Source organism: Bacillus sp. FJAT-27916 (assembly GCF_001183965.1).
In the GTDB taxonomy this organism is placed as follows: Bacteria; Bacillota; Bacilli; order Bacillales; family Pradoshiaceae; genus Pradoshia.
In genome coordinates, this window is record NZ_LFZV01000001.1 from 3,812,760 (window position 1) to 3,829,918 (window position 17,159).

Annotated in this window: 18 protein-coding genes; 4 read left to right on the forward strand and 14 right to left on the reverse strand. The window is 42.1% G+C overall.

The window, feature by feature from the left end:
* Nucleotides 1–4: 4 nt before the first annotated feature.
* The 5 genes from AC622_RS18580 to AC622_RS18600 form a co-directional block, all read right to left on the reverse strand.
* Entirely contained in the window at nucleotides 5–190 is a 186-nt protein-coding gene (locus tag AC622_RS18580) for a hypothetical protein (protein ID WP_049672404.1), read from the reverse strand.
* Nucleotides 191–202: 12 nt separating this feature from the next.
* Nucleotides 203–1,045 carry a MerR family transcriptional regulator gene (locus AC622_RS18585; protein WP_049672405.1) on the reverse strand — a complete coding sequence of 281 codons (843 nt, stop codon included), beginning with the start codon at nucleotides 1,043–1,045 and terminating at the stop codon, nucleotides 203–205.
* A 79-nt stretch (nucleotides 1,046–1,124) separates the two neighbouring features.
* Nucleotides 1,125–2,312, reverse strand: a complete 1,188-nt coding sequence (locus tag AC622_RS18590) for an MFS transporter (RefSeq protein WP_049672406.1) — start codon at nucleotides 2,310–2,312, stop codon at nucleotides 1,125–1,127.
* Nucleotides 2,313–2,590: 278 nt separating this feature from the next.
* The gene (bglA, locus tag AC622_RS18595; RefSeq protein WP_049672407.1) at nucleotides 2,591–4,030 is read right to left on the reverse strand and encodes a 6-phospho-beta-glucosidase BglA; all 1,440 of its coding nucleotides are present in this window, start codon (nucleotides 4,028–4,030) and stop codon (nucleotides 2,591–2,593) included.
* A gap of 13 nt (nucleotides 4,031–4,043) precedes the next feature.
* A complete protein-coding gene (locus tag AC622_RS18600) occupies nucleotides 4,044–5,930 on the reverse strand; it encodes a beta-glucoside-specific PTS transporter subunit IIABC (RefSeq protein WP_049672408.1) in 1,887 nt (628 codons plus the stop codon).
* Between the two features lie 168 nt (nucleotides 5,931–6,098).
* Here AC622_RS18600 and AC622_RS18605 point away from each other — a divergent pair, with 168 nt between their 5' ends.
* From AC622_RS18605 to AC622_RS18620, 4 genes are all read left to right on the forward strand, one after another.
* Complete coding sequence (locus tag AC622_RS18605; protein WP_049672409.1) at nucleotides 6,099–6,818, forward strand: GntR family transcriptional regulator; 720 nt, start codon at nucleotides 6,099–6,101, stop codon at nucleotides 6,816–6,818.
* Nucleotides 6,819–6,855: 37 nt separating this feature from the next.
* Nucleotides 6,856–7,683 (forward strand): MIP/aquaporin family protein, encoded by an 828-nt coding sequence (locus AC622_RS18610; RefSeq protein ID WP_049672410.1) that lies wholly within the window; start codon nucleotides 6,856–6,858, stop codon nucleotides 7,681–7,683.
* 436 nt (nucleotides 7,684–8,119) lie between these two features.
* Complete coding sequence (locus AC622_RS18615) at nucleotides 8,120–8,395, forward strand: hypothetical protein (protein ID WP_049672411.1); 276 nt, start codon at nucleotides 8,120–8,122, stop codon at nucleotides 8,393–8,395.
* 141 nt (nucleotides 8,396–8,536) lie between these two features.
* Complete coding sequence (locus AC622_RS18620; protein ID WP_049672412.1) at nucleotides 8,537–9,115, forward strand: hypothetical protein; 579 nt, start codon at nucleotides 8,537–8,539, stop codon at nucleotides 9,113–9,115.
* Nucleotides 9,116–9,286: 171 nt separating this feature from the next.
* On the opposite strand, the gene AC622_RS18625 is transcribed toward AC622_RS18620, so the two are convergent.
* The 9 genes from AC622_RS18625 to AC622_RS18665 form a co-directional block, all read right to left on the reverse strand.
* The gene (locus tag AC622_RS18625) at nucleotides 9,287–9,829 is read right to left on the reverse strand and encodes a cysteine hydrolase family protein (RefSeq protein WP_156185667.1); all 543 of its coding nucleotides are present in this window, start codon (nucleotides 9,827–9,829) and stop codon (nucleotides 9,287–9,289) included.
* A gap of 246 nt (nucleotides 9,830–10,075) precedes the next feature.
* On the reverse strand, nucleotides 10,076–10,507 hold the full coding sequence (locus AC622_RS18630) for an NUDIX domain-containing protein (RefSeq protein WP_049672413.1): 432 nt from the start codon (nucleotides 10,505–10,507) through the stop codon (nucleotides 10,076–10,078).
* A 184-nt stretch (nucleotides 10,508–10,691) separates the two neighbouring features.
* The gene (locus AC622_RS18635) at nucleotides 10,692–11,324 is read right to left on the reverse strand and encodes a DUF305 domain-containing protein (protein WP_049672414.1); all 633 of its coding nucleotides are present in this window, start codon (nucleotides 11,322–11,324) and stop codon (nucleotides 10,692–10,694) included.
* 102 nt (nucleotides 11,325–11,426) lie between these two features.
* The gene (locus tag AC622_RS18640; protein ID WP_049672415.1) at nucleotides 11,427–12,170 is read right to left on the reverse strand and encodes an ABC transporter permease; all 744 of its coding nucleotides are present in this window, start codon (nucleotides 12,168–12,170) and stop codon (nucleotides 11,427–11,429) included.
* Nucleotides 12,145–12,891 carry an ABC transporter ATP-binding protein gene (locus AC622_RS18645; protein ID WP_049672416.1) on the reverse strand — a complete coding sequence of 249 codons (747 nt, stop codon included), beginning with the start codon at nucleotides 12,889–12,891 and terminating at the stop codon, nucleotides 12,145–12,147. Before AC622_RS18645 ends, AC622_RS18640 begins: the two co-directional genes overlap by 26 nt.
* Nucleotides 12,892–12,963: 72 nt before the next feature.
* Nucleotides 12,964–13,707, reverse strand: a complete 744-nt coding sequence (locus AC622_RS18650; protein ID WP_049672417.1) for a MerR family transcriptional regulator — start codon at nucleotides 13,705–13,707, stop codon at nucleotides 12,964–12,966.
* Nucleotides 13,708–13,818: 111 nt separating this feature from the next.
* The gene (locus AC622_RS18655; RefSeq protein ID WP_049672418.1) at nucleotides 13,819–14,199 is read right to left on the reverse strand and encodes a VOC family protein; all 381 of its coding nucleotides are present in this window, start codon (nucleotides 14,197–14,199) and stop codon (nucleotides 13,819–13,821) included.
* A gap of 354 nt (nucleotides 14,200–14,553) precedes the next feature.
* On the reverse strand, nucleotides 14,554–15,234 hold the full coding sequence (locus tag AC622_RS18660; protein WP_049672419.1) for a GntR family transcriptional regulator: 681 nt from the start codon (nucleotides 15,232–15,234) through the stop codon (nucleotides 14,554–14,556).
* 145 nt (nucleotides 15,235–15,379) lie between these two features.
* Entirely contained in the window at nucleotides 15,380–17,149 is a 1,770-nt protein-coding gene (locus AC622_RS18665) for a glycoside hydrolase family 3 protein (RefSeq protein ID WP_049672420.1), read from the reverse strand.
* Between the last annotated feature and the right edge of the window lie 10 nt (nucleotides 17,150–17,159).

Here is a 17,159-nt window from a genome sequence, read left to right on the forward strand (position 1 = left end):
GTTTTCACTTTGGTCTAATATAGGTAAAAAAATTTAGAAATTCACGCTCATTCACCGTTATCGTCTTGGTCAAATCCTTTGTTCGCAGAGTGAATTCTTTCACCCCAATAAATTCAGACTGAGCGATCAAGTAAAATTCGGCCCCTCTTCGATATCCTTTAAATGGCCTCCGCAGCTTATATACCTTCATGAGACTACCCTCTTATTCCGATTTCGCAACCCGTACCTTTAGTTCAATAATAAATTCCTCTTGATGGTTCGGTGAATAATGCATCGCCCCGAAGATTTCATAAACATCACCAATGACTATCAGCTCATTTGTTTCGACAAATTCCATCAGCTTCTGATAATTGCGCATATATTTCTCCGGGGTATACACATCCGCAATATACACATATGTACCTGCCTCTATCTTCGCTATCTCCATTCCAGGCTGCAAGGGAATATTCATCTGATTATTCAGCACCGGCGCGAAGATGCTTTCATAATAAATACTCTCGATATCCGTATAATTCTTATACGGAAACACAGCCCCAAATCCCGTGTTTAAAAATCCGCTGATTGGCTCTACTGTCTTCTTCAGCTGACTATAGGAGGCATTCGAGATATCATTCGGCTTCAAATCCTTTGCAGCAGCGCAGATAATAGTTGTTTCCTCTTCCTCCCATACGAACACTTCCCCAAGGGCAGGTGTTTGAAGATGCCTTTGCATACGTTTCTTCACAATAGCGATATTCTGCTGGATCTTCAAGAGATCATCGAGCTTCTTTTGAATCAGCTTTTCCTGGTCGGAAATGAACTCAAGTAAAAGCCAAGGATTCATCTCTTGAGCCCTTTTCATTTCTTCAAGCGGTGTTCCAATATATTTCAAGGATTTAATCAGATCCAACTGGGATAGCTGCGAATCCTTATAATAGCGGTAATTAGTGTTGGGGTCGACATGAATGGGCTTTAAGAGGTCAATCTTATCATAATAGCGAAGTGCTTTAATGGAGACATTCGCCAGCTTTGCCATTTCCCCAATTGTATACAATGTTTCCTTCAAATAAAATCACATCCTTTCCCTTATTATAATAGAAAAAGTACATGCATATGAGGAGCTCTTCCCCTTATGCATGTACTTTTCATGAATGAACGGCTTCTTTTGTTTTCGCACTGTCTGGCATCTTCCATGCCAGCGTCATACCAATCCCGATTGCTAAGACTATAATGGCGAAATAGAATGGATAGTTCAAGTCAACATCGAAAAGGATTCCGCCGATGATTGGTCCGAATACATTCCCGATGCTGGTGAACATGGAGTTCATACCGCCAACAAAGCCCTGCTCACTTCCAGCAATCTTCGATAAATACGTCGTTAATGCCGGACGCATTAAATCAAACCCGATGAATACCGTCCAAGTAACTAGTAGGATCATGGAGTAGGATTCAACAATTGTCAGTACATAAACCAGGATAGTGGAGAGTACCAAGCTGTAGCGAATCAAACGAATCTCCCCGAACCATCTTGTCAGGCGGTCAAAAAGCCCCACCTGGAAGACAGCCCCAATCAAGGCTCCTCCTGTGATCATAATGGCAATATCCTTTGGGGTAAAGCCAAATTTATGATCGGCAAATAAGGAGAACAAGGATTCAAATGCGGCCAAGCCAAAGGATGAGATCAAAATAATCATGAATGCGATGAAATAGATTGGGACAAAAACCCGTCTCCATCCTTTATGTTTCCCAGTTGCAGGTAGTTCTATATTCTCTGGATTTCGTTCAGGCTCCTTAAGCGTAATAATCGATAGAATCGCCGCTAAAAGAGCAAATCCTGCTGCAAAGAAAAATGGCACCCGTGTACCAATCTCAGCTAAAAAGCCCCCGATTCCCGGTCCGATAATAAAGCCTGTTGAAATGGCTGCTGACATATATCCTAATGCTTTCGGGCGTGATCTCAATGTGGTGATATCCGCAATGTAGGCCGTGATGGCCGGCATGATAAAGGATGCACTAATCCCTCCAAGAATCCTGGATAAGAATAGGGCACTTACATGCTGCCCTAGCCCGAAAAGCAATTCTGAAAAGCTAAAAATCAAAAGCCCAATGACAATCATCCGCTTCCGGCCAAAAACATCAGCCCACTTCCCTGCAATCGGTGACACAATCAGCTGCATAACCGCAAAAGCTGCAACCATATAGCCCACTACGGAGCCCGATAGGTTCAGCTCATTCATAATGGTCGGCGTAACTGGAATGACGAGACCAATGCCTAAAAAGGCAATAAATAAGTTCATTAATAAAAGAGCTAATGTATAGTTCTTTTTCTGCATGTTTTCTCTCCTCTTTTTCGAACTGCTATAATCAACTATAAAGTCTAACCCTAGGGGAGAGTCAATAGAGGCAAACTAGTTTTGTGATGTTCAATTTTGGCGTAAGCGCAATCATTATTACGGTGGATAATGCTGTGCTTTAGAAGTACCTATTGACCACCCTACAGCCCCGTAAAGGGTGGGCTTTGCCTGGCTTTTCCCACCCCTTAGCTAATCCATGCGGGACATATTGAAAAAACCCGGACAGTTAATCTGCTCCGGGTCTTCCATTCCTCTATTTACAGTTCTTCGCCATTTGTTTCGATGACTTTTTTATACCAGTTGAAGGAATCCTTTTTGTAACGCTTCATGGAGCCTTTTCCTTCGTTGTCACGGTCTACGTAAATCATACCGTAGCGCTTTTTCATTTCGCCTGTTGTAAAGGAAACGATATCAATGATGCCCCATGGTGTATAGCCGATAAGGTCTACACCATCATAATTGACTGCTTTCTCAAGAGACTCAATATGTGATTTTAAATATTGGATTCTCTCCGGATCATGGATAGAGCCGTCTGCCTCAAGTGTATCAATTGCTCCAAAGCCGTTTTCTACGATGAAAAGCGGTATTTGGTAACGATCGTAGAAGCGGTTCAAGGTATATCTGAGTCCTGTCGGGTCGATTGCCCATCCCCAATCGCTTGCCTTGATATACGGGTTTTCCACACCGCTCGCAAGGCCTCCGTTTACGATATCACCTGTATTATCATTCTTCACATCGCTCTTAACAGTTGTGGACATGTAGTAGCTGAAGCCAAGGTAATCGACTGTACCTTTACGCAGGATTTCATCGTCGCCCTCTTCCATTTGAATCTTATAGCCTTCACGTTCAAACTCTTTGAGCGCATAGCTAGGATAATATCCGCGTACTTGTACATCCGGGAAGAAGTAGCGCTGGCGCATTTCCTCTTCAGCGTGCATGATATCTTCCGGGTTGCATGAGTACGGGTAGATTGGCACATGGGAAACCATCGCTCCGATTTGGAAATCAGGATTAATTTCTTTTCCTTTTGCGACAGCAAGCGCACTTGCCACCAATTCATTATGGGCTGTTTGGTACATAACTTCTTTCGCATTTTCACCTTCACCGACAAGAACGCCGGAATTTGTCCAAAGGAAAATCGGATTGTTCACATCCATTTGGTTATTGATTTCATTGAATGTCATCCAGTATTTCACTTTGTCTTTGTAACGATCAAAACAAACCTCTGCAAATTTCGCAAAGAAATCGACGACTTTTCTATTGCGGAAACCGCCGTATTCACGTGCGAGGTGAAGCGGCATTTCAAAGTGAGATAAGGTGATAACCGGTTCAATTCCATGCTTCAATAATTCATCGAATACATCATCATAGAATTTCAAGCCTTCTTCATTTGGCTCAGCTTCATCCCCTTTTGGGAAAATACGGCTCCAGCCAATGGAAGTGCGCAGGCATTTAAGTCCCATTTCCGCAAATAGCGCAATATCCTCTTTGTAGTGGTGATAGAAGTCAATCGCTTCATGGTTCGGGTAGAACTCGCCTTCTTCAATCTTGTCCGTAATCTTTCGTGCTACCCCATGAGCACCAGCTGTCATGACGTCAACGACGCTTGGTCCTTTTCCGCCTGCATTCCAGCCTCCTTCGAATTGGTGGGCGGCCAAAGCGCCGCCCCATAGGAAATCTTTTGGTAATGTTGTCATTGATCGTTCCTCCTCAACCTACTAGCGTGAATAATTTATCATTTAATTTACTTTCTTGGATATCTTCTACAACAATATCTTGATAAATATGTGAATTAGTCACAATAACTGGTGTAATCGTTTGCAAGCCTTTGTTAACAATCAAATCCTTATCGAATTCGACTAGCAAATCACCTCTGCTGATCCGGTCTCCTTCTTTCACCTTCAAATCGAATGGCTCTCCATTCAATCCAACCGTTTCCAAACCGATATGAACGAGCAGCTCGATGCCTGTATCTGATTGCATGCCAATCGCGTGTTTAGAAGGTGCAACCATCACCACTTTACCGTCAAATGGCGCATATAATTTATTTTCTGTTGGTTCAATTGCAACCCCATGACCCATCGCTCCAGAACTGAATACCGGATCTGGCACTTCCGCAAGCGGGATGACCTTTCCACTAACAGGTGCTCCAACTGTTTCATGCACGCCTGCTGGACGGGATACTTCTTTTGCTTCCGCGTCAGTTGTTGTTTCTGTTACTTCCTGTTCTTCTTCACCAAAACCAAATACTTGAATCAACGCAATCGGAAGGACAATTGCAATTGCAACACCCACTAAAATCCCCCATACAGACATTGGATAATCCGGGCTGATACCGTTAACGATCGTAAGCGGTCCAGGAAGACCTGCATAAGCGAAATAGTATGGATTGAAGAAGCTCGCTGCAATCGCACCAATCGCACCCGAGATACAACCGAAAATGAATGGTTTTTTGAATTTCAAGGTTACACCATAGATTGCTGGTTCAGTGATACCGAACAGGCCTGTTACACCAGCAGAGATCCCAACCTTCTTCGTTTCTATGCTTTTCGCCTTCAATACAACACCTAATACGGCTCCGACTTGGGCAATAACCGCAATCGTTTGATAAGCCTGGAAGGAATCCATGCCATACATATCGAAGTTCGCCAATACCATTGGCGTGACACCCCAGTGAACTCCAAAGATAACAATCACTTGCCAGAATCCACCGATAATCAAACCAGCTAAGGCAGGAGCATTCTCAGCCAAGTAGTTGTAGCCGATCGCAATTCCGTTCGCTCCCATTGTTGTGATTGGCCCAATAACTAGAAGTGCGAGCGGGACCATGATAACCATGCATAAAAATGGAACAAATAATGGCTTAATAACATCGTTCATACGTTTATTTAAGAAACGTTCAACATAAGATAACATCCACACTAAGAAAAGCGGCGGCAGCACAGATGATGTATACGTTGTTTCAGATAAAGCTAAACCCATAAATGTGATATTCTCTCCTGCGGCAATTTGAGCAGCCATAGACGCCCATGTTGGACTGACTAATGCAGCAGTACAAGCAATAGCTATATACAGATTTGTCTTAAAATGTCTAGCTGCTGTTATTGCTATGAAAATTGGCAAGAAGGTGAACGGCGCCCAAGAGATGAAATCAAATACTTGGAATGTGCCTGTCGACTCAAATGCCGGAAAAGCTAGCTTCAATAAAATTAACGTTCCTTGCAGAATACCTGCTGCAGCTAATATGTAAATAAATGGGGCAAATACAGCGGACATCGTCGCGATGACCCGATTCAGTACCGTTCCCTTATTTCCGTTCTCTTCATCTGATGATTCTAGATTGACTAATTCAGAGAAATGCTCGAATACGGTTCCCACATGCTGGCCGATGACAACCTGGAACTGGCCGCCCTTTTCCACGACTGTGATAACCCCAGGCATCGCTGCCACTTTCTGCTTCATTTCATCCGTTGTTTTCTTGAGTACGAGCCTTAATCTTGTTGCACATCGAGCAGCACTGATGACATTGCCTTCGCCCCCGACAGCCTCCAAAATATCCTTAGCTAATTTGCTGTAATCTCTAACTTTACCTGACAATTTGTACCCTCCTCTATGTTATCGCTTTCATTTGTTTGTATATTCACATTATAATTAGTACGTAATAATTTATCAATACACAAATAATATTTTTATTGTTGAATTATTTTTCTCGAATCGTGATATAATATAGAATAAAAAAACAAAAGAATAAGCGGGGAAATAATCATGTTAAAATATCAGCAAATCGCGTTAAAAATAGAGAAATATATTGAGAGCAATAATCTTCAGCAAGGAGACAAATTGCCTGTACTTGAAACATTGATGGCTCAATTTGGCGTCAGCAAAAGCACCATCATGAAATCCCTTGATTTATTAGAAAAGAAGGGGGCTGTCTTTCAAGTTAGGGGCAGCGGCATTTATGTCCGACGAAATAAAAGGAAGGGCTATATCAGTCTTTTATCAGACCAAGGTTTCAAGAAGGATCTTGAGGACTACCAGATCACCTCAAAGGTCTTGCAGCTCGATATCCGTAAAGCAACCGAGGAAATCGCCAAAAACCTGAATATGGAGATTGGCGCGGAGGTTTATCATGTTACGCGTATTCGTTACATTAATGGGCAAACCTTATGCTTTGAGGAATCCTACTATAATAAATCGATTGTTCCCTACTTAAATAATGAAATAGCCACTGAATCGATTTTCAACTATATCAAGGAAGCCCTCGGACTCAAGATTGGCTTCTCAGATATGTTCATGAATATTGGAAAGCTAACTGAGGAGGAGGCCGGCTATTTAGGGCTGCCGACTGGTTCACCTAAGCTTAGTACGGAAAGCATCTTTTACTTAACGAACGGGCAGCCCTTCGATTTCTCGAAGGTGACCTATAATTATGAACAAAGCCAGTTCTTCGTACAAGGAAATGGGGATCTATACAATTTCCAATGATATTAGATGATTAACAGTAGAAAGAAGGAGATGCATCATGGAGGCCTTTTGGGGAGAAGTCATCGGTTCAGCCATCCTGCTGTTCATTGGCGGCAGCGTATGTGCAGGCGCCAATTTAAAGAAATCTTTTTCATATAATATGGGTTGGCTCGCCATTCAGATTGCCTGGGGCTTAGCTGTCGCTTTGGCCATATTCTCGGTTCAGCATATAAGCGGTGCTCATTTGAACCCCGTCTTCACACTTGTCTTTGCCTTCTCGGGAACATTCCCGTGGGAGCAAGTTCCCGCTTACATCGTGGCACAATTAGCTGGCATGATTATCGGTGCGGCTGGCGTCTATTTGCACTATCTTCCTCACTGGAAGGAAACCAAGAACCAAACGGTGATTCTCGGCTCATTTGTGACGAGCCCCGCCATTCAGCACACCTTCTCCAACTTAATTAGCGAAATTCTCGCAACCTTCGTCCTAATGTTCGGCGTCCTCTCACTCGGCGCGAATAAGTTTACAGACGGACTCTACCCGCTGACAGTCGGCTTCCTGATTATCACGCTCGGACTCTCTGTCGGCGGAACAACTGGAGCTGCCATGAACCCGGCACGCGATCTTGGGCCGCGCATCGTCCATGCACTCCTGCCGATACCAGGCAAAGGACCATCCCAATGGACATATGCGTGGATCCCCATCATCGGTCCGCTCCTCGGCGGAAGCATGGGCGGATTTCTATACAACCTCCTTTTCAAGGGAGTCATGATGCCTCACCTCCTTCTAACCGTCATGGTTACGTCAGCGGTCTTAATTGGATGCTATTTGTCCAATATAAAAAAAGCGGACAGGCCACAAACAGAACGAGTCAGAGCCATGTGAAAACGAAATACTCTGTGAGGCTGGGACATAAGTATTTTAGCCAATGATAAACCCGAAGGATTAGACGATAAATGAATGAATCTATCGTCTAATTCTTCGGGTCTTTATTTGTTATTTTCCATGCACGAGTTGATTGTGACTTTCTACTATTAGTGACTAGTGGAATGGAGCGAAATGCACTCGACTCCTGCGGGAAGTAGAGGAAAGCGAGTGCATTTCGCGGAATGGAACGGACTTGTATTTCCAACTGCTGTTGAATAGGAAGAATAAGTGACAATCATTCGTTTTTAAGGAATATTTATTTCGTTTTGTACAAGCCTCATTTTTCACCGAAAGGATTTCCTTTTTTTTTGCATTTAAAAGAGCGTATACTTTTCATTAGAAGAACATATCTTTCAGCTATCCTAAATAAAATTTATAAAGGAGCTGTTCTTTAATGGTAAAGGAAAATAGATGGCTTTCATCCTTTCTCATCCTTATTAATGCCGTTTTTGTCTACTTCTATCTCACCCATCTTTTAGCTGAACCGACACCCCGCTTCAGCATAATCGGATTAATCCCGGTCTTTCTTGGCCTCTTCGCCTTCTTTTACATTCATAAATCGTCTGCTCAAAAAACGCTCTTTACCAGCATCACACAAACTCTGAATATCCTCTTCATCATCTCCCCCATCTTGACAGTTGTTTTTTTGCTCATGTTTCATGAAGCATAATGGCTCACCGTCAAATTAAGACACAAACAGACAAAATAAGTCGTAATTTGTAGAAAGATAGTCATTGAGAATCCGTCCAAACTCCCGAATAATGAAGAGATAAGAGCAAGATCATACTTCCATAGAAAGAGAGGCCGCATATTGAAGAAACCATTCGTAAAAGTTGGGAAAGAGAATACAATCAGCAAGGAGCTTGCGAAGGAAATCAGCTATGAGGATCTAATATCATATGGAAGGAAATTCAAGGATACCGTTTTTAAGTTTGGGGAAATGACTGACTTCCCTTTTCCCGGTGTATTCCCGCTCCTCTATCCGAAATGGCAGGATGAGAATGGGGAGGACTATTTGGTCATTGTTGCGGAATACAACTTCCTTCCACAAGCAGCCCTGTACTTGAGCGTAGACATTGATTACTTACTGGAGGAAATGGAGAAAATAGCAGAACAGGCAGAGCTTGATGCCGGCTATAAGATCTTTGAGCTCCATTATGCAACCGATAATGAATTTGATTATTTAATCACAACGGTCGCTGTCATTGCGCCTGAGGATGCCTCAAACCTATATGAGTGTTTGGAGATTGTCACCAATACATATCTATATCCTCTGTTTGTCTCCTCCCTCCGCTTTGCGGCTTTGAGACATCAAGAGGATCTAAATGTCATGATCAAGGACTTAGATGAAATCATTCAGCACATTAATGAGGAGAACGTTAAGGTGTAAGAGTGAAAAAGGGGAACATGTCATTACTGGCACGTTCCCCCTTTACATTTAATCAGCATATGTTTTATTGAAGCCACTACTCCCAATGTGTCTCTTCTTCCCTGCATAAATTATTTTGGATAATACGGTAATCTCTCGGCTTTATCTAGATGATTCGTCTACCAAGACTATTCATCTACTCTTATAGGGAAAGGCTTCCTTTGCTTTCTTTATAACAGCAAACCATTGTGACTGAATTTGATTATGGTGATTGATAATTTGAGGTGCCTTCAAAATAGTTGTATCGTAAGTGCTGTGAGCATCTTCTATAAGAATAACTTCATATCCTTTGCTGCTTGCACTCCGACAAGTGGCATCCACACATACCTCCGATTGAATCCCTGCAATAATAATGCGTTTGACACCTCTTTTAGTAAGTTCCTCCTGAAAATTTGTTTGCTGAAAGGCATCAGGATAATCTTTTTCAATAATAACGTCTTCTTCCAATAGCTGAATGTCTGGATGTAGATTCCATCCCGACTTTCCTTGTTCGATAGGGGTTCCCTTTTTACCATTATGTATTGTAAAAAAGATGGGGATTCCCTCCATACGGGCACTTGAAATAAGGAATTGGACGTTCTGTAATAATGCTTCACTTTTATGTATAGATTTTCCCATTGAGAAAGAACCGATTTGCAAATCAATGATAAGCAATGCTGTATGAAGATTATCCACAAGATATCCCCACCTTTTCTTACTTTTCTAGTAGCATATCCATTTTGCCGCTTACTCTTGCAATAAATATCCTAATGAGAACCGACCACATCCTCTTACTTACTCACCACATTTAAATATATGGTCAGTAATCAATCAACTTGCGGCCTCCCTTTAGTAGGTTCATATCATCTAAAATGAAAATAGACCCATTACTTGTTTTTTCAAGATTGGGTCCATTTTATTCTCCTGCTCCACGATTACGATTTAATTAATAATCGGTAATGGTGTCTTCTCTTTCCAGCTATTGATGAACAATTTTTGCTGCGGGTTGAGATTTCTCGGAAGTGTCGTGCGCTTGTAGAATCGATGCTCCCGGTTGCATTCATCCATGATTTTAACTTTCCCTGTATATTCTTTGGCCATAAATACAACCTGCAAATGAAATGCCTGATCACCGAACTTATTCGTAATGAAGCAATCTCTTCCTGATAGAATACCAAAGAATTCCATCTCTTCCACCTTTAAAGATGTCTCCTCCAATACCCCGCGGATAGCAGCATCTACATATTTCTCACCGATTTGCATCATCCCCCCAGGTAAACTCCAATGATTTACACCCGGACTTCTTTGCAGCAGGATTTTATCCTCTTTCTCTATAATCATTCCACATCTAATACGGATGGGTTCATTCAGCATAACGGGTCCTCCTCGAAGCAAGTACAGTAGTTATATCAATCATCCTTTACTATACAAGGAAGATTCATTACTTGAAAATGGGTTTGAGCCATATTCCCCAAAAATATGATCAGCCAACATCCTTCCAAGAGAAAACCACTTCTATTTGTTCGGCTAGAAGTGGTTTTGTGAAATCTACATCTAGTTATTGAATCGATTTTAAAAGAGCCTTCATTTCTCTTGCTTGTTTTTTCTGCGTCACGATAATATGTTGCACAATGGATTTAAGTTCTTTATTTTGCGTATATTTCAGGATATTAGCTCCCATCTTAATAGCGCCTTCGTGATGGGGAATCATTTCTTCAAGAAAATCTTTATCGATATTTCCTGTCGGTTTAGCATCTTCCATAGCCGTTATCATTTTTTGATAAATGCCCTGATAAGCTTTCAAATAGGATTTCTCGGCCAGCTTATTGACCTTAGGATTCAACTTTAGCTGCTTTTCCAGTGCCTCCATTTTCTCAATACCAGCCAATTGCTCTTTTATAATGTTTTTAGCTAGCTGCTTGACCTTGTCATTTTGGCCATATGTCAGGACATTCTCAGACATGGATACCGCCGCTTCATGATGCGGAATCATCTCATAGATGAAATCAAGACTAGGATTCCCTGTTTCCGGCGCCTCCTCCATTTCCTTTTTCATGACACCCAATATACTTTGGTAATTTTCATAATAGGCTTTTTCATTTTGAGTCAGCTGTACGTCTGCTTGTACACCATTCATGCACAAAGCCCATACAAAAATGCCAAGACAGGCTGTTCGAATACTTCTTCTCATTAAGTTTCCCTCCTATAGCCGGCTCTTCTTAGTATGCGAAGGGAGGGTAATCTTTTATTCCAGGTACTTAATGCGGTTGTAACAAACGTGAATGCATGATGATTATTCCCACTTAAAAAATATAAGTGATACACCTATACAAACTAGCGAAATGACTGCCATGACAGCAATTGGCATCATCGCATTCTCAATCGGAAGCCCGATGACGGCGGCCTTCAAAAGCTTAATCCCCTGTGTAAGCGGCAGAATGTCCGCAAACCTCTGCAAAGATTTTGGCATGACTTCATATGGCAAGGTAGCCCCTGAGAAAATCAGCATTGGGAAATATAAGAGACTTGCCATCACGCTCGCCATCTTCGTATTAGGAGCAATTCCCCCGACCATCATGCCAATGCTGAACATCGAAAGGATGACGAGCAAATAGCCGCCAAAAAAGTACAGAACCGAACCTGTTAGCTGAAAATCGAAGAATAATACCGCACAGACATATAGTAAGATGAAGGACAAAATCGCATAAAGTGTATAAATGCTGACTTGCACAATCAAGATCATCACTGGACTGACCGGTGTCACCTTGAAGCGCTTCAGGATTCCCTTGCTTCGATAATCTGACACGACAAGCGGCAGCCCCATCACGCCTCCAGCCGCGATGGCGATGGTCACAAGGCCGCCAAATGATTGTTCAAGAAATGTGTACCCCGCTCCATCAAAGGCTGGCTTGTCCCCATAAATAATGCCAAGAATCATCAAGACAACCAAGGGCACGCAAATAGCGAAAATGAACATATCCATCCCCCGCAGAGACAGCTTTAGTTCAGTTTTAAGCATGGTCTGAAACATCTTCATCCTCATCCTTCTCCTCTCCCGTATACCAAAGATACGCATCCTCCAATTTCTCATATGGACTGCCTTCAATCGCCTCCGCAACCGTTCCCTCAAAAACGGATTTGCCGCTCTTTAAGATACAAATGCGATCGCACAGCACCTCCACCTCATCCATGAAATGTGAGGTTAGAAAAATCGTCAACCCTTTCGATTTCAGTTTGGCAAGAATCTTCCACACAGCTCGCCGGGCCCTCGCATCCAATCCTGTTGTCAATTCATCCAAGAAAACGACCTCAGGCTCAGGGATCAATGCCAGGACGATAAATAGACGCTGACGCTGGCCGCCAGATAGCTCCTTAACAAAACTTGACCCTTTATCCGCAATCCCAAATTTACTTAGCAGGTCATGATAATCTGCTGGTTCTTGGTATAGGGAGGATATCTCTTCACATAGCTCATTTACTTTAATTTGCTCTTGATAGCCGGTCTCCTGAAACTGAACACCCACCCGTTCAAAAAGCTGCTTCCGACTGCGGACTGGGTCCATCCCAAGGATAGATACTGAGCCGTCATCCGTTTTTTTCGTCCCTGTTATACATTCAATCATCGAGCTTTTTCCCGCTCCATTCGCCCCCAGCAGACCGAAGACTGTGCCCCGTTTCACTGCGAAACTGATTGTATCCACCGCAACGCAACTCCCATATGATTTAGATAGCTTCTCAACGATAATGACACTCTCCATCTCTTTCCCTCCTTCTTCTTTTGCCTATGTAAAAATAACACCAGTCAAAAGACCGGTGTTAAGGTGGAGGGTTTATCGGAATCTTTCTCTCATCTTTTTCAGCATCTCCTGCATGCGAAGAGCATTTCCTTCAGCTGCATCCAGCGACTCAATCAGCTTATCACAAACAGCAATGATATCCGTATCTGGCCTTGGTGTATTCAGGACCTCCTTGATATCAGCCTCTGGATTTGAGGATAATTCCTGCAGCATACGCAGGATGGCTTCAAGAGAATAATTCGCACAGCGAAGCGTACGGATGACTTTCAGTCTCTTAATATCCTCTTCCGAATAAACACGATACCCATTCTCCTTTCTCTTCACCGCTAGAAGACCATTCATCTCCCAATTCCTGAGGGAATCCATTGAAATATGCAGTTGCTCGGAAACCTCTTTTCTCTTAAATGTCCTCGTATTTGCTGCTGCAGACCCAGCCAGCAGCTCCTTCACGACTTGAATGGCATCCTCCGACTGCTTCCGTTCCCTCCGAAGCTGTACTAAATAGTCATTTGTAAGCTCAATAGAACGGTCGAAATGTCCTTGTGCAGATTCCTTTACAATTTGGACAACCCTTTTGCGCAAACCATTCTGCAGGACCTCAATCTGAAACGCAACCCTGGCAAGCCGGATTTGTGAAAGATGGAAATCCGTAAACACCCGGTATCCATTCGCCTCTCGTTCCACCTTCGGCAAGAGTCCCCACTTCTCATATAAACGTACCGTATTAGGATGAATCCCGATGATTTTCGCCACTTCTGCTGTTCTATAGGTTTTCATCGCCATAACCTCCTGCACTCTATCACCATGATAGCATTGAATAAAAGTCTGGTGGTTTAGTGGAGGGTTATGCTTTTCCATACAAAAAAACCAGCTCACATGAACTGGTTCTTACTTGTCCTCCCGCAATAAATAGCTATTCCCCTCCGGATCTCTGAATGTAAACATCGATCCGTACGGCATTTTCATGATTTCTGTGACTTCTACACCCTTCTCTTTCATCTCCGCATAGGCTTTTTCAATATCAGTCGTACTGAGTAAAATGGACGGATGCCCGACATTCGTAGATGGGTTTTGCCTTTTCATCGCGTTCTTATCATAAAGAACAAACGTCGTAAACTCGCTCTCACTCGGACCCACTTCAATCCAGGCCATATTCGGTCCCATTTGCTGCTCAAATTTAACCACAAACCCCATCTTCTCCGTCCAGAATCTCTTCGCTGCAGCTTGATCCTCTACATAAATGGTTATTTTCCCAATTTTATTAATCATTTTGATTACCTCCAGCTTAAAAGTACCCTCCTATCCTCTCCTAAATCTGGCCAATCCAAACCGACTAACTTTCGCTGCCTTCTTAAGAAGAGCACCTTTTATCCATTTGACTAGCGAACATCACAAATGACCATAAAAAATTTTCAAGGATTGGGGAGTTGAGGAGGTGAATCCGTTTATTACTATCATCAAGCTATAAAATGAATGCCATATGCACACAGCCGGCCATCTACTTAGCATTAAAAGCAGATGTCCGACTGTGCGTCTTTATGTATATATGGATGAATGAATTTGGATGCGTTTCGTGAAAAGTTCACAACAGCTTATACGAAAGAAGGAAGTTTTCCACATCCATTACCCTTGAAGTTTTCTCCAATTCTCTATTGGCTTGAAAATATGATTTCTAAGAACCGGCTCTACTCGTTCCACTTCCTTATTTTCAAGAATGGAGAGTATATCATTATGTTCGGCTACCATTCTTTTCACATAATCCTCACTCTGATTTAGTGTGATTATTCGATGATAGTTTGAAGCCATTTGCGAAATGGCTTTCCAGGTGTTCTTTCTTTCATGGCTGCAAAAAATAATCATATGAAACTGGTCATCTAATTCAAAAAACCTGTTTGCCAATTCTTTTTCATTTCGCAAGCCCGATTTCTGATTTACTAATATGTTTTGAAGATGGACATTTGTTTTAAGCTGTTGAAGATAATCAGCCGGAAAATGGCTGCAGGCCATTTCTAAAAATTTCTTTTCTAAATCAAACCACATGCTAGCCGCTTCCTCAGCTAGCTCTAGATTGATTTTTGAAACATATGTACCTACTTGAGGGATTAGTTCAATGAGATGTTCTTGCTGTAATTTCCACAGGGCATTTTTGATGGGCGTACTTGAGACTTTAAGTGTCTCAGATAGTTCTCCAACTCTTAATAGTTCACCCGGGTGTAACTCCAGCGATAAAATACCTTCCTTAATTGCACGATAGGAATAATGACTATTATTCTCACCAGGTAATCTTAATACCGTTTTTAACATATTGGTCTCACTCCTATTAGAGAGAATCGACTATGTATTTTCATTAAACATACATAAGGAAGAAAGATCATCTACTACAAATGATCTTCTAACTTCCTTATGTGTTTAAGGACCAGCACATATAGATTAGACGGCTGCCTTTACATTACATGAGCGTGTCGATAAATCCACAAAATGCATCTACAGGACTTACACCTTTGAATTCTGAACGTCCTAATAATTTATCAACGATTGCCGATAACGTATGCTCGTGATTATCATAAGCATTAATATACGTCTTAACTTGCGGTACATCTGCTAAGTGGAATGGACATTGCAGGGATATAAAGATTGTTGGCACTTCATTAACATAGAACGGGATGTCTGGAGTTCCTTTTGAAGGATTCCATTGGATACGTTGGTCTGTGCTTGGTGGTACATCTGCTATGTTTATGACTAAATCATACTGATTTGTTAAGTCAGCAATTGGACGTTTTTGAGCGTATACGTTCATGACGGCCCCTAACATTTCCTGTGGCGGAAGCTTCAAGATTTTATCAATGGCAGATTCATAGATTTCAACCTCAAAACCTGCTTTTTCAAGTAATTCCTTCATTAATTCAATTGGCTTCTTCTTACCGCCTGACATAGCAGCCATAATCTTTCCATAAGCAGATTCTGGTCCTTTTACTTCAACAAGCAATACTCGCTTATTCTTTTCTGGACTGATTGGCAGCAATTCCTGCTTATTCTTCACTAATGTGATCGCTTTATCGGAAATTTCTGGTGCAACAGCCTTATTTGATTCTGTTCCGATTTTCGCCATTGCTTCTTCTTTTGGCGGTAATATTTCTGTCTTCGCTTTTGTATGCAGCCCTAAAGAAGCCTTCAATCCTAAGATACGTGTTAAAGCCTCTTCAAGTCTTTCATCCGTAATGATTCCTTTTTTATATCCGTCCATCATCCAATTGAAGTCTTCCTCTGGGTCATTAAAGAATAAGAACAAGTCACAGCCAGCCGCAATCGCTGCAGGAAGCATTTCACTGCGCTTCATAGCAGATGTCATCGCTACCATGTGAGAAGCATCTGTTACGATTACTCCATTGAAGTTCAATTTATCTCTCAATAGGTTTTGTAATACGATGCCATTCAAGCTTGACGGCATAGCTAACTCTTCGACAGTCGCATCTGGTTTAAAGTGACGGACATACTCCGGTAAAGCGATGTGTCCTGACATGATAGATGGTAATCCCGCTTCAATTAATCCTCCATAAACTTTCCCGAATGTGTTATCCCACTCTTCTACTGTTAAAGTATTAGGAGCAAATGATAAGTGATGGTCTCTTTCATCTACGCCATCTCCAGGGAAGTGCTTAGCAGCTGGGGCTATACCGCTCTCCATAATACCTCTCATATATTCTAGAGAGTATTCCAAGACTTGCTCTGCCTTATTGGAATAACAACGAGTAGAGATTACTGGGTTTCTCCAGTTCATATCGATATCAACAACTGGCGCAAAGCTCCAGTTACAGCCTATAGCAGCTGCCTCTTCTCCTGAAATTCTCCCCATTTCATATGCATATTCGGGATCATTTGTTGCGCCGATTTTCACTTGACTGGCCACATACGTACCGTCTATGCAAGCTCCATTTCCACCGCTCTCCGTATTTGCCGCAATTAATAGAGGGATTTTACTATTTTCCTGCAGGATTTTATTTTGGTCATATACTTGTTCAGCTGTAGCTGGATTGTAACGAACTGCACCGATATGATAGTCATTTAACACGCCTTTTAAATACTCTTCATCACGGCTTGCTCCCATATTGACGAATAACTGACCGATTTTTTCTTCAATCGTCATCTCTGCAATCATATCTTCTACCCATTTAATCGCTTCATCTGTTAAATGAAATGGTTTTGCTTTTAAATTCACCATTCTTACTTCC

Coding starts and splice junctions, on each gene's coding strand:
- AC622_RS18615 (WP_049672411.1), top strand. CDS start 8,120: ATGGTAAAGGAAAATAGATGGCTTTCATCCTTTCTCATCCTTATTAAT.
- AC622_RS18605 (WP_049672409.1), top strand. CDS start 6,099: ATGTTAAAATATCAGCAAATCGCGTTAAAAATAGAGAAATATATTGAG.
- AC622_RS18640 (WP_049672415.1), bottom strand. CDS start 12,170: ATGAAGATGTTTCAGACCATGCTTAAAACTGAACTAAAGCTGTCTCTG.
- AC622_RS18635 (WP_049672414.1), bottom strand. CDS start 11,324: ATGAGAAGAAGTATTCGAACAGCCTGTCTTGGCATTTTTGTATGGGCT.
- AC622_RS18655 (WP_049672418.1), bottom strand. CDS start 14,199: ATGATTAATAAAATTGGGAAAATAACCATTTATGTAGAGGATCAAGCT.
- bglA (WP_049672407.1), bottom strand. CDS start 4,030: ATGACAACATTACCAAAAGATTTCCTATGGGGCGGCGCTTTGGCCGCC.
- AC622_RS18610 (WP_049672410.1), top strand. CDS start 6,856: ATGGAGGCCTTTTGGGGAGAAGTCATCGGTTCAGCCATCCTGCTGTTC.
- AC622_RS18650 (WP_049672417.1), bottom strand. CDS start 13,707: ATGAAAACCTATAGAACAGCAGAAGTGGCGAAAATCATCGGGATTCAT.
- AC622_RS18630 (WP_049672413.1), bottom strand. CDS start 10,507: ATGCTGAATGAACCCATCCGTATTAGATGTGGAATGATTATAGAGAAA.
- AC622_RS18665 (WP_049672420.1), bottom strand. CDS start 17,149: ATGGTGAATTTAAAAGCAAAACCATTTCATTTAACAGATGAAGCGATT.
- AC622_RS18660 (WP_049672419.1), bottom strand. CDS start 15,234: ATGTTAAAAACGGTATTAAGATTACCTGGTGAGAATAATAGTCATTAT.
- AC622_RS18590 (WP_049672406.1), bottom strand. CDS start 2,312: ATGCAGAAAAAGAACTATACATTAGCTCTTTTATTAATGAACTTATTT.
- AC622_RS18580 (WP_049672404.1), bottom strand. CDS start 190: ATGAAGGTATATAAGCTGCGGAGGCCATTTAAAGGATATCGAAGAGGG.
- AC622_RS18645 (WP_049672416.1), bottom strand. CDS start 12,891: ATGGAGAGTGTCATTATCGTTGAGAAGCTATCTAAATCATATGGGAGT.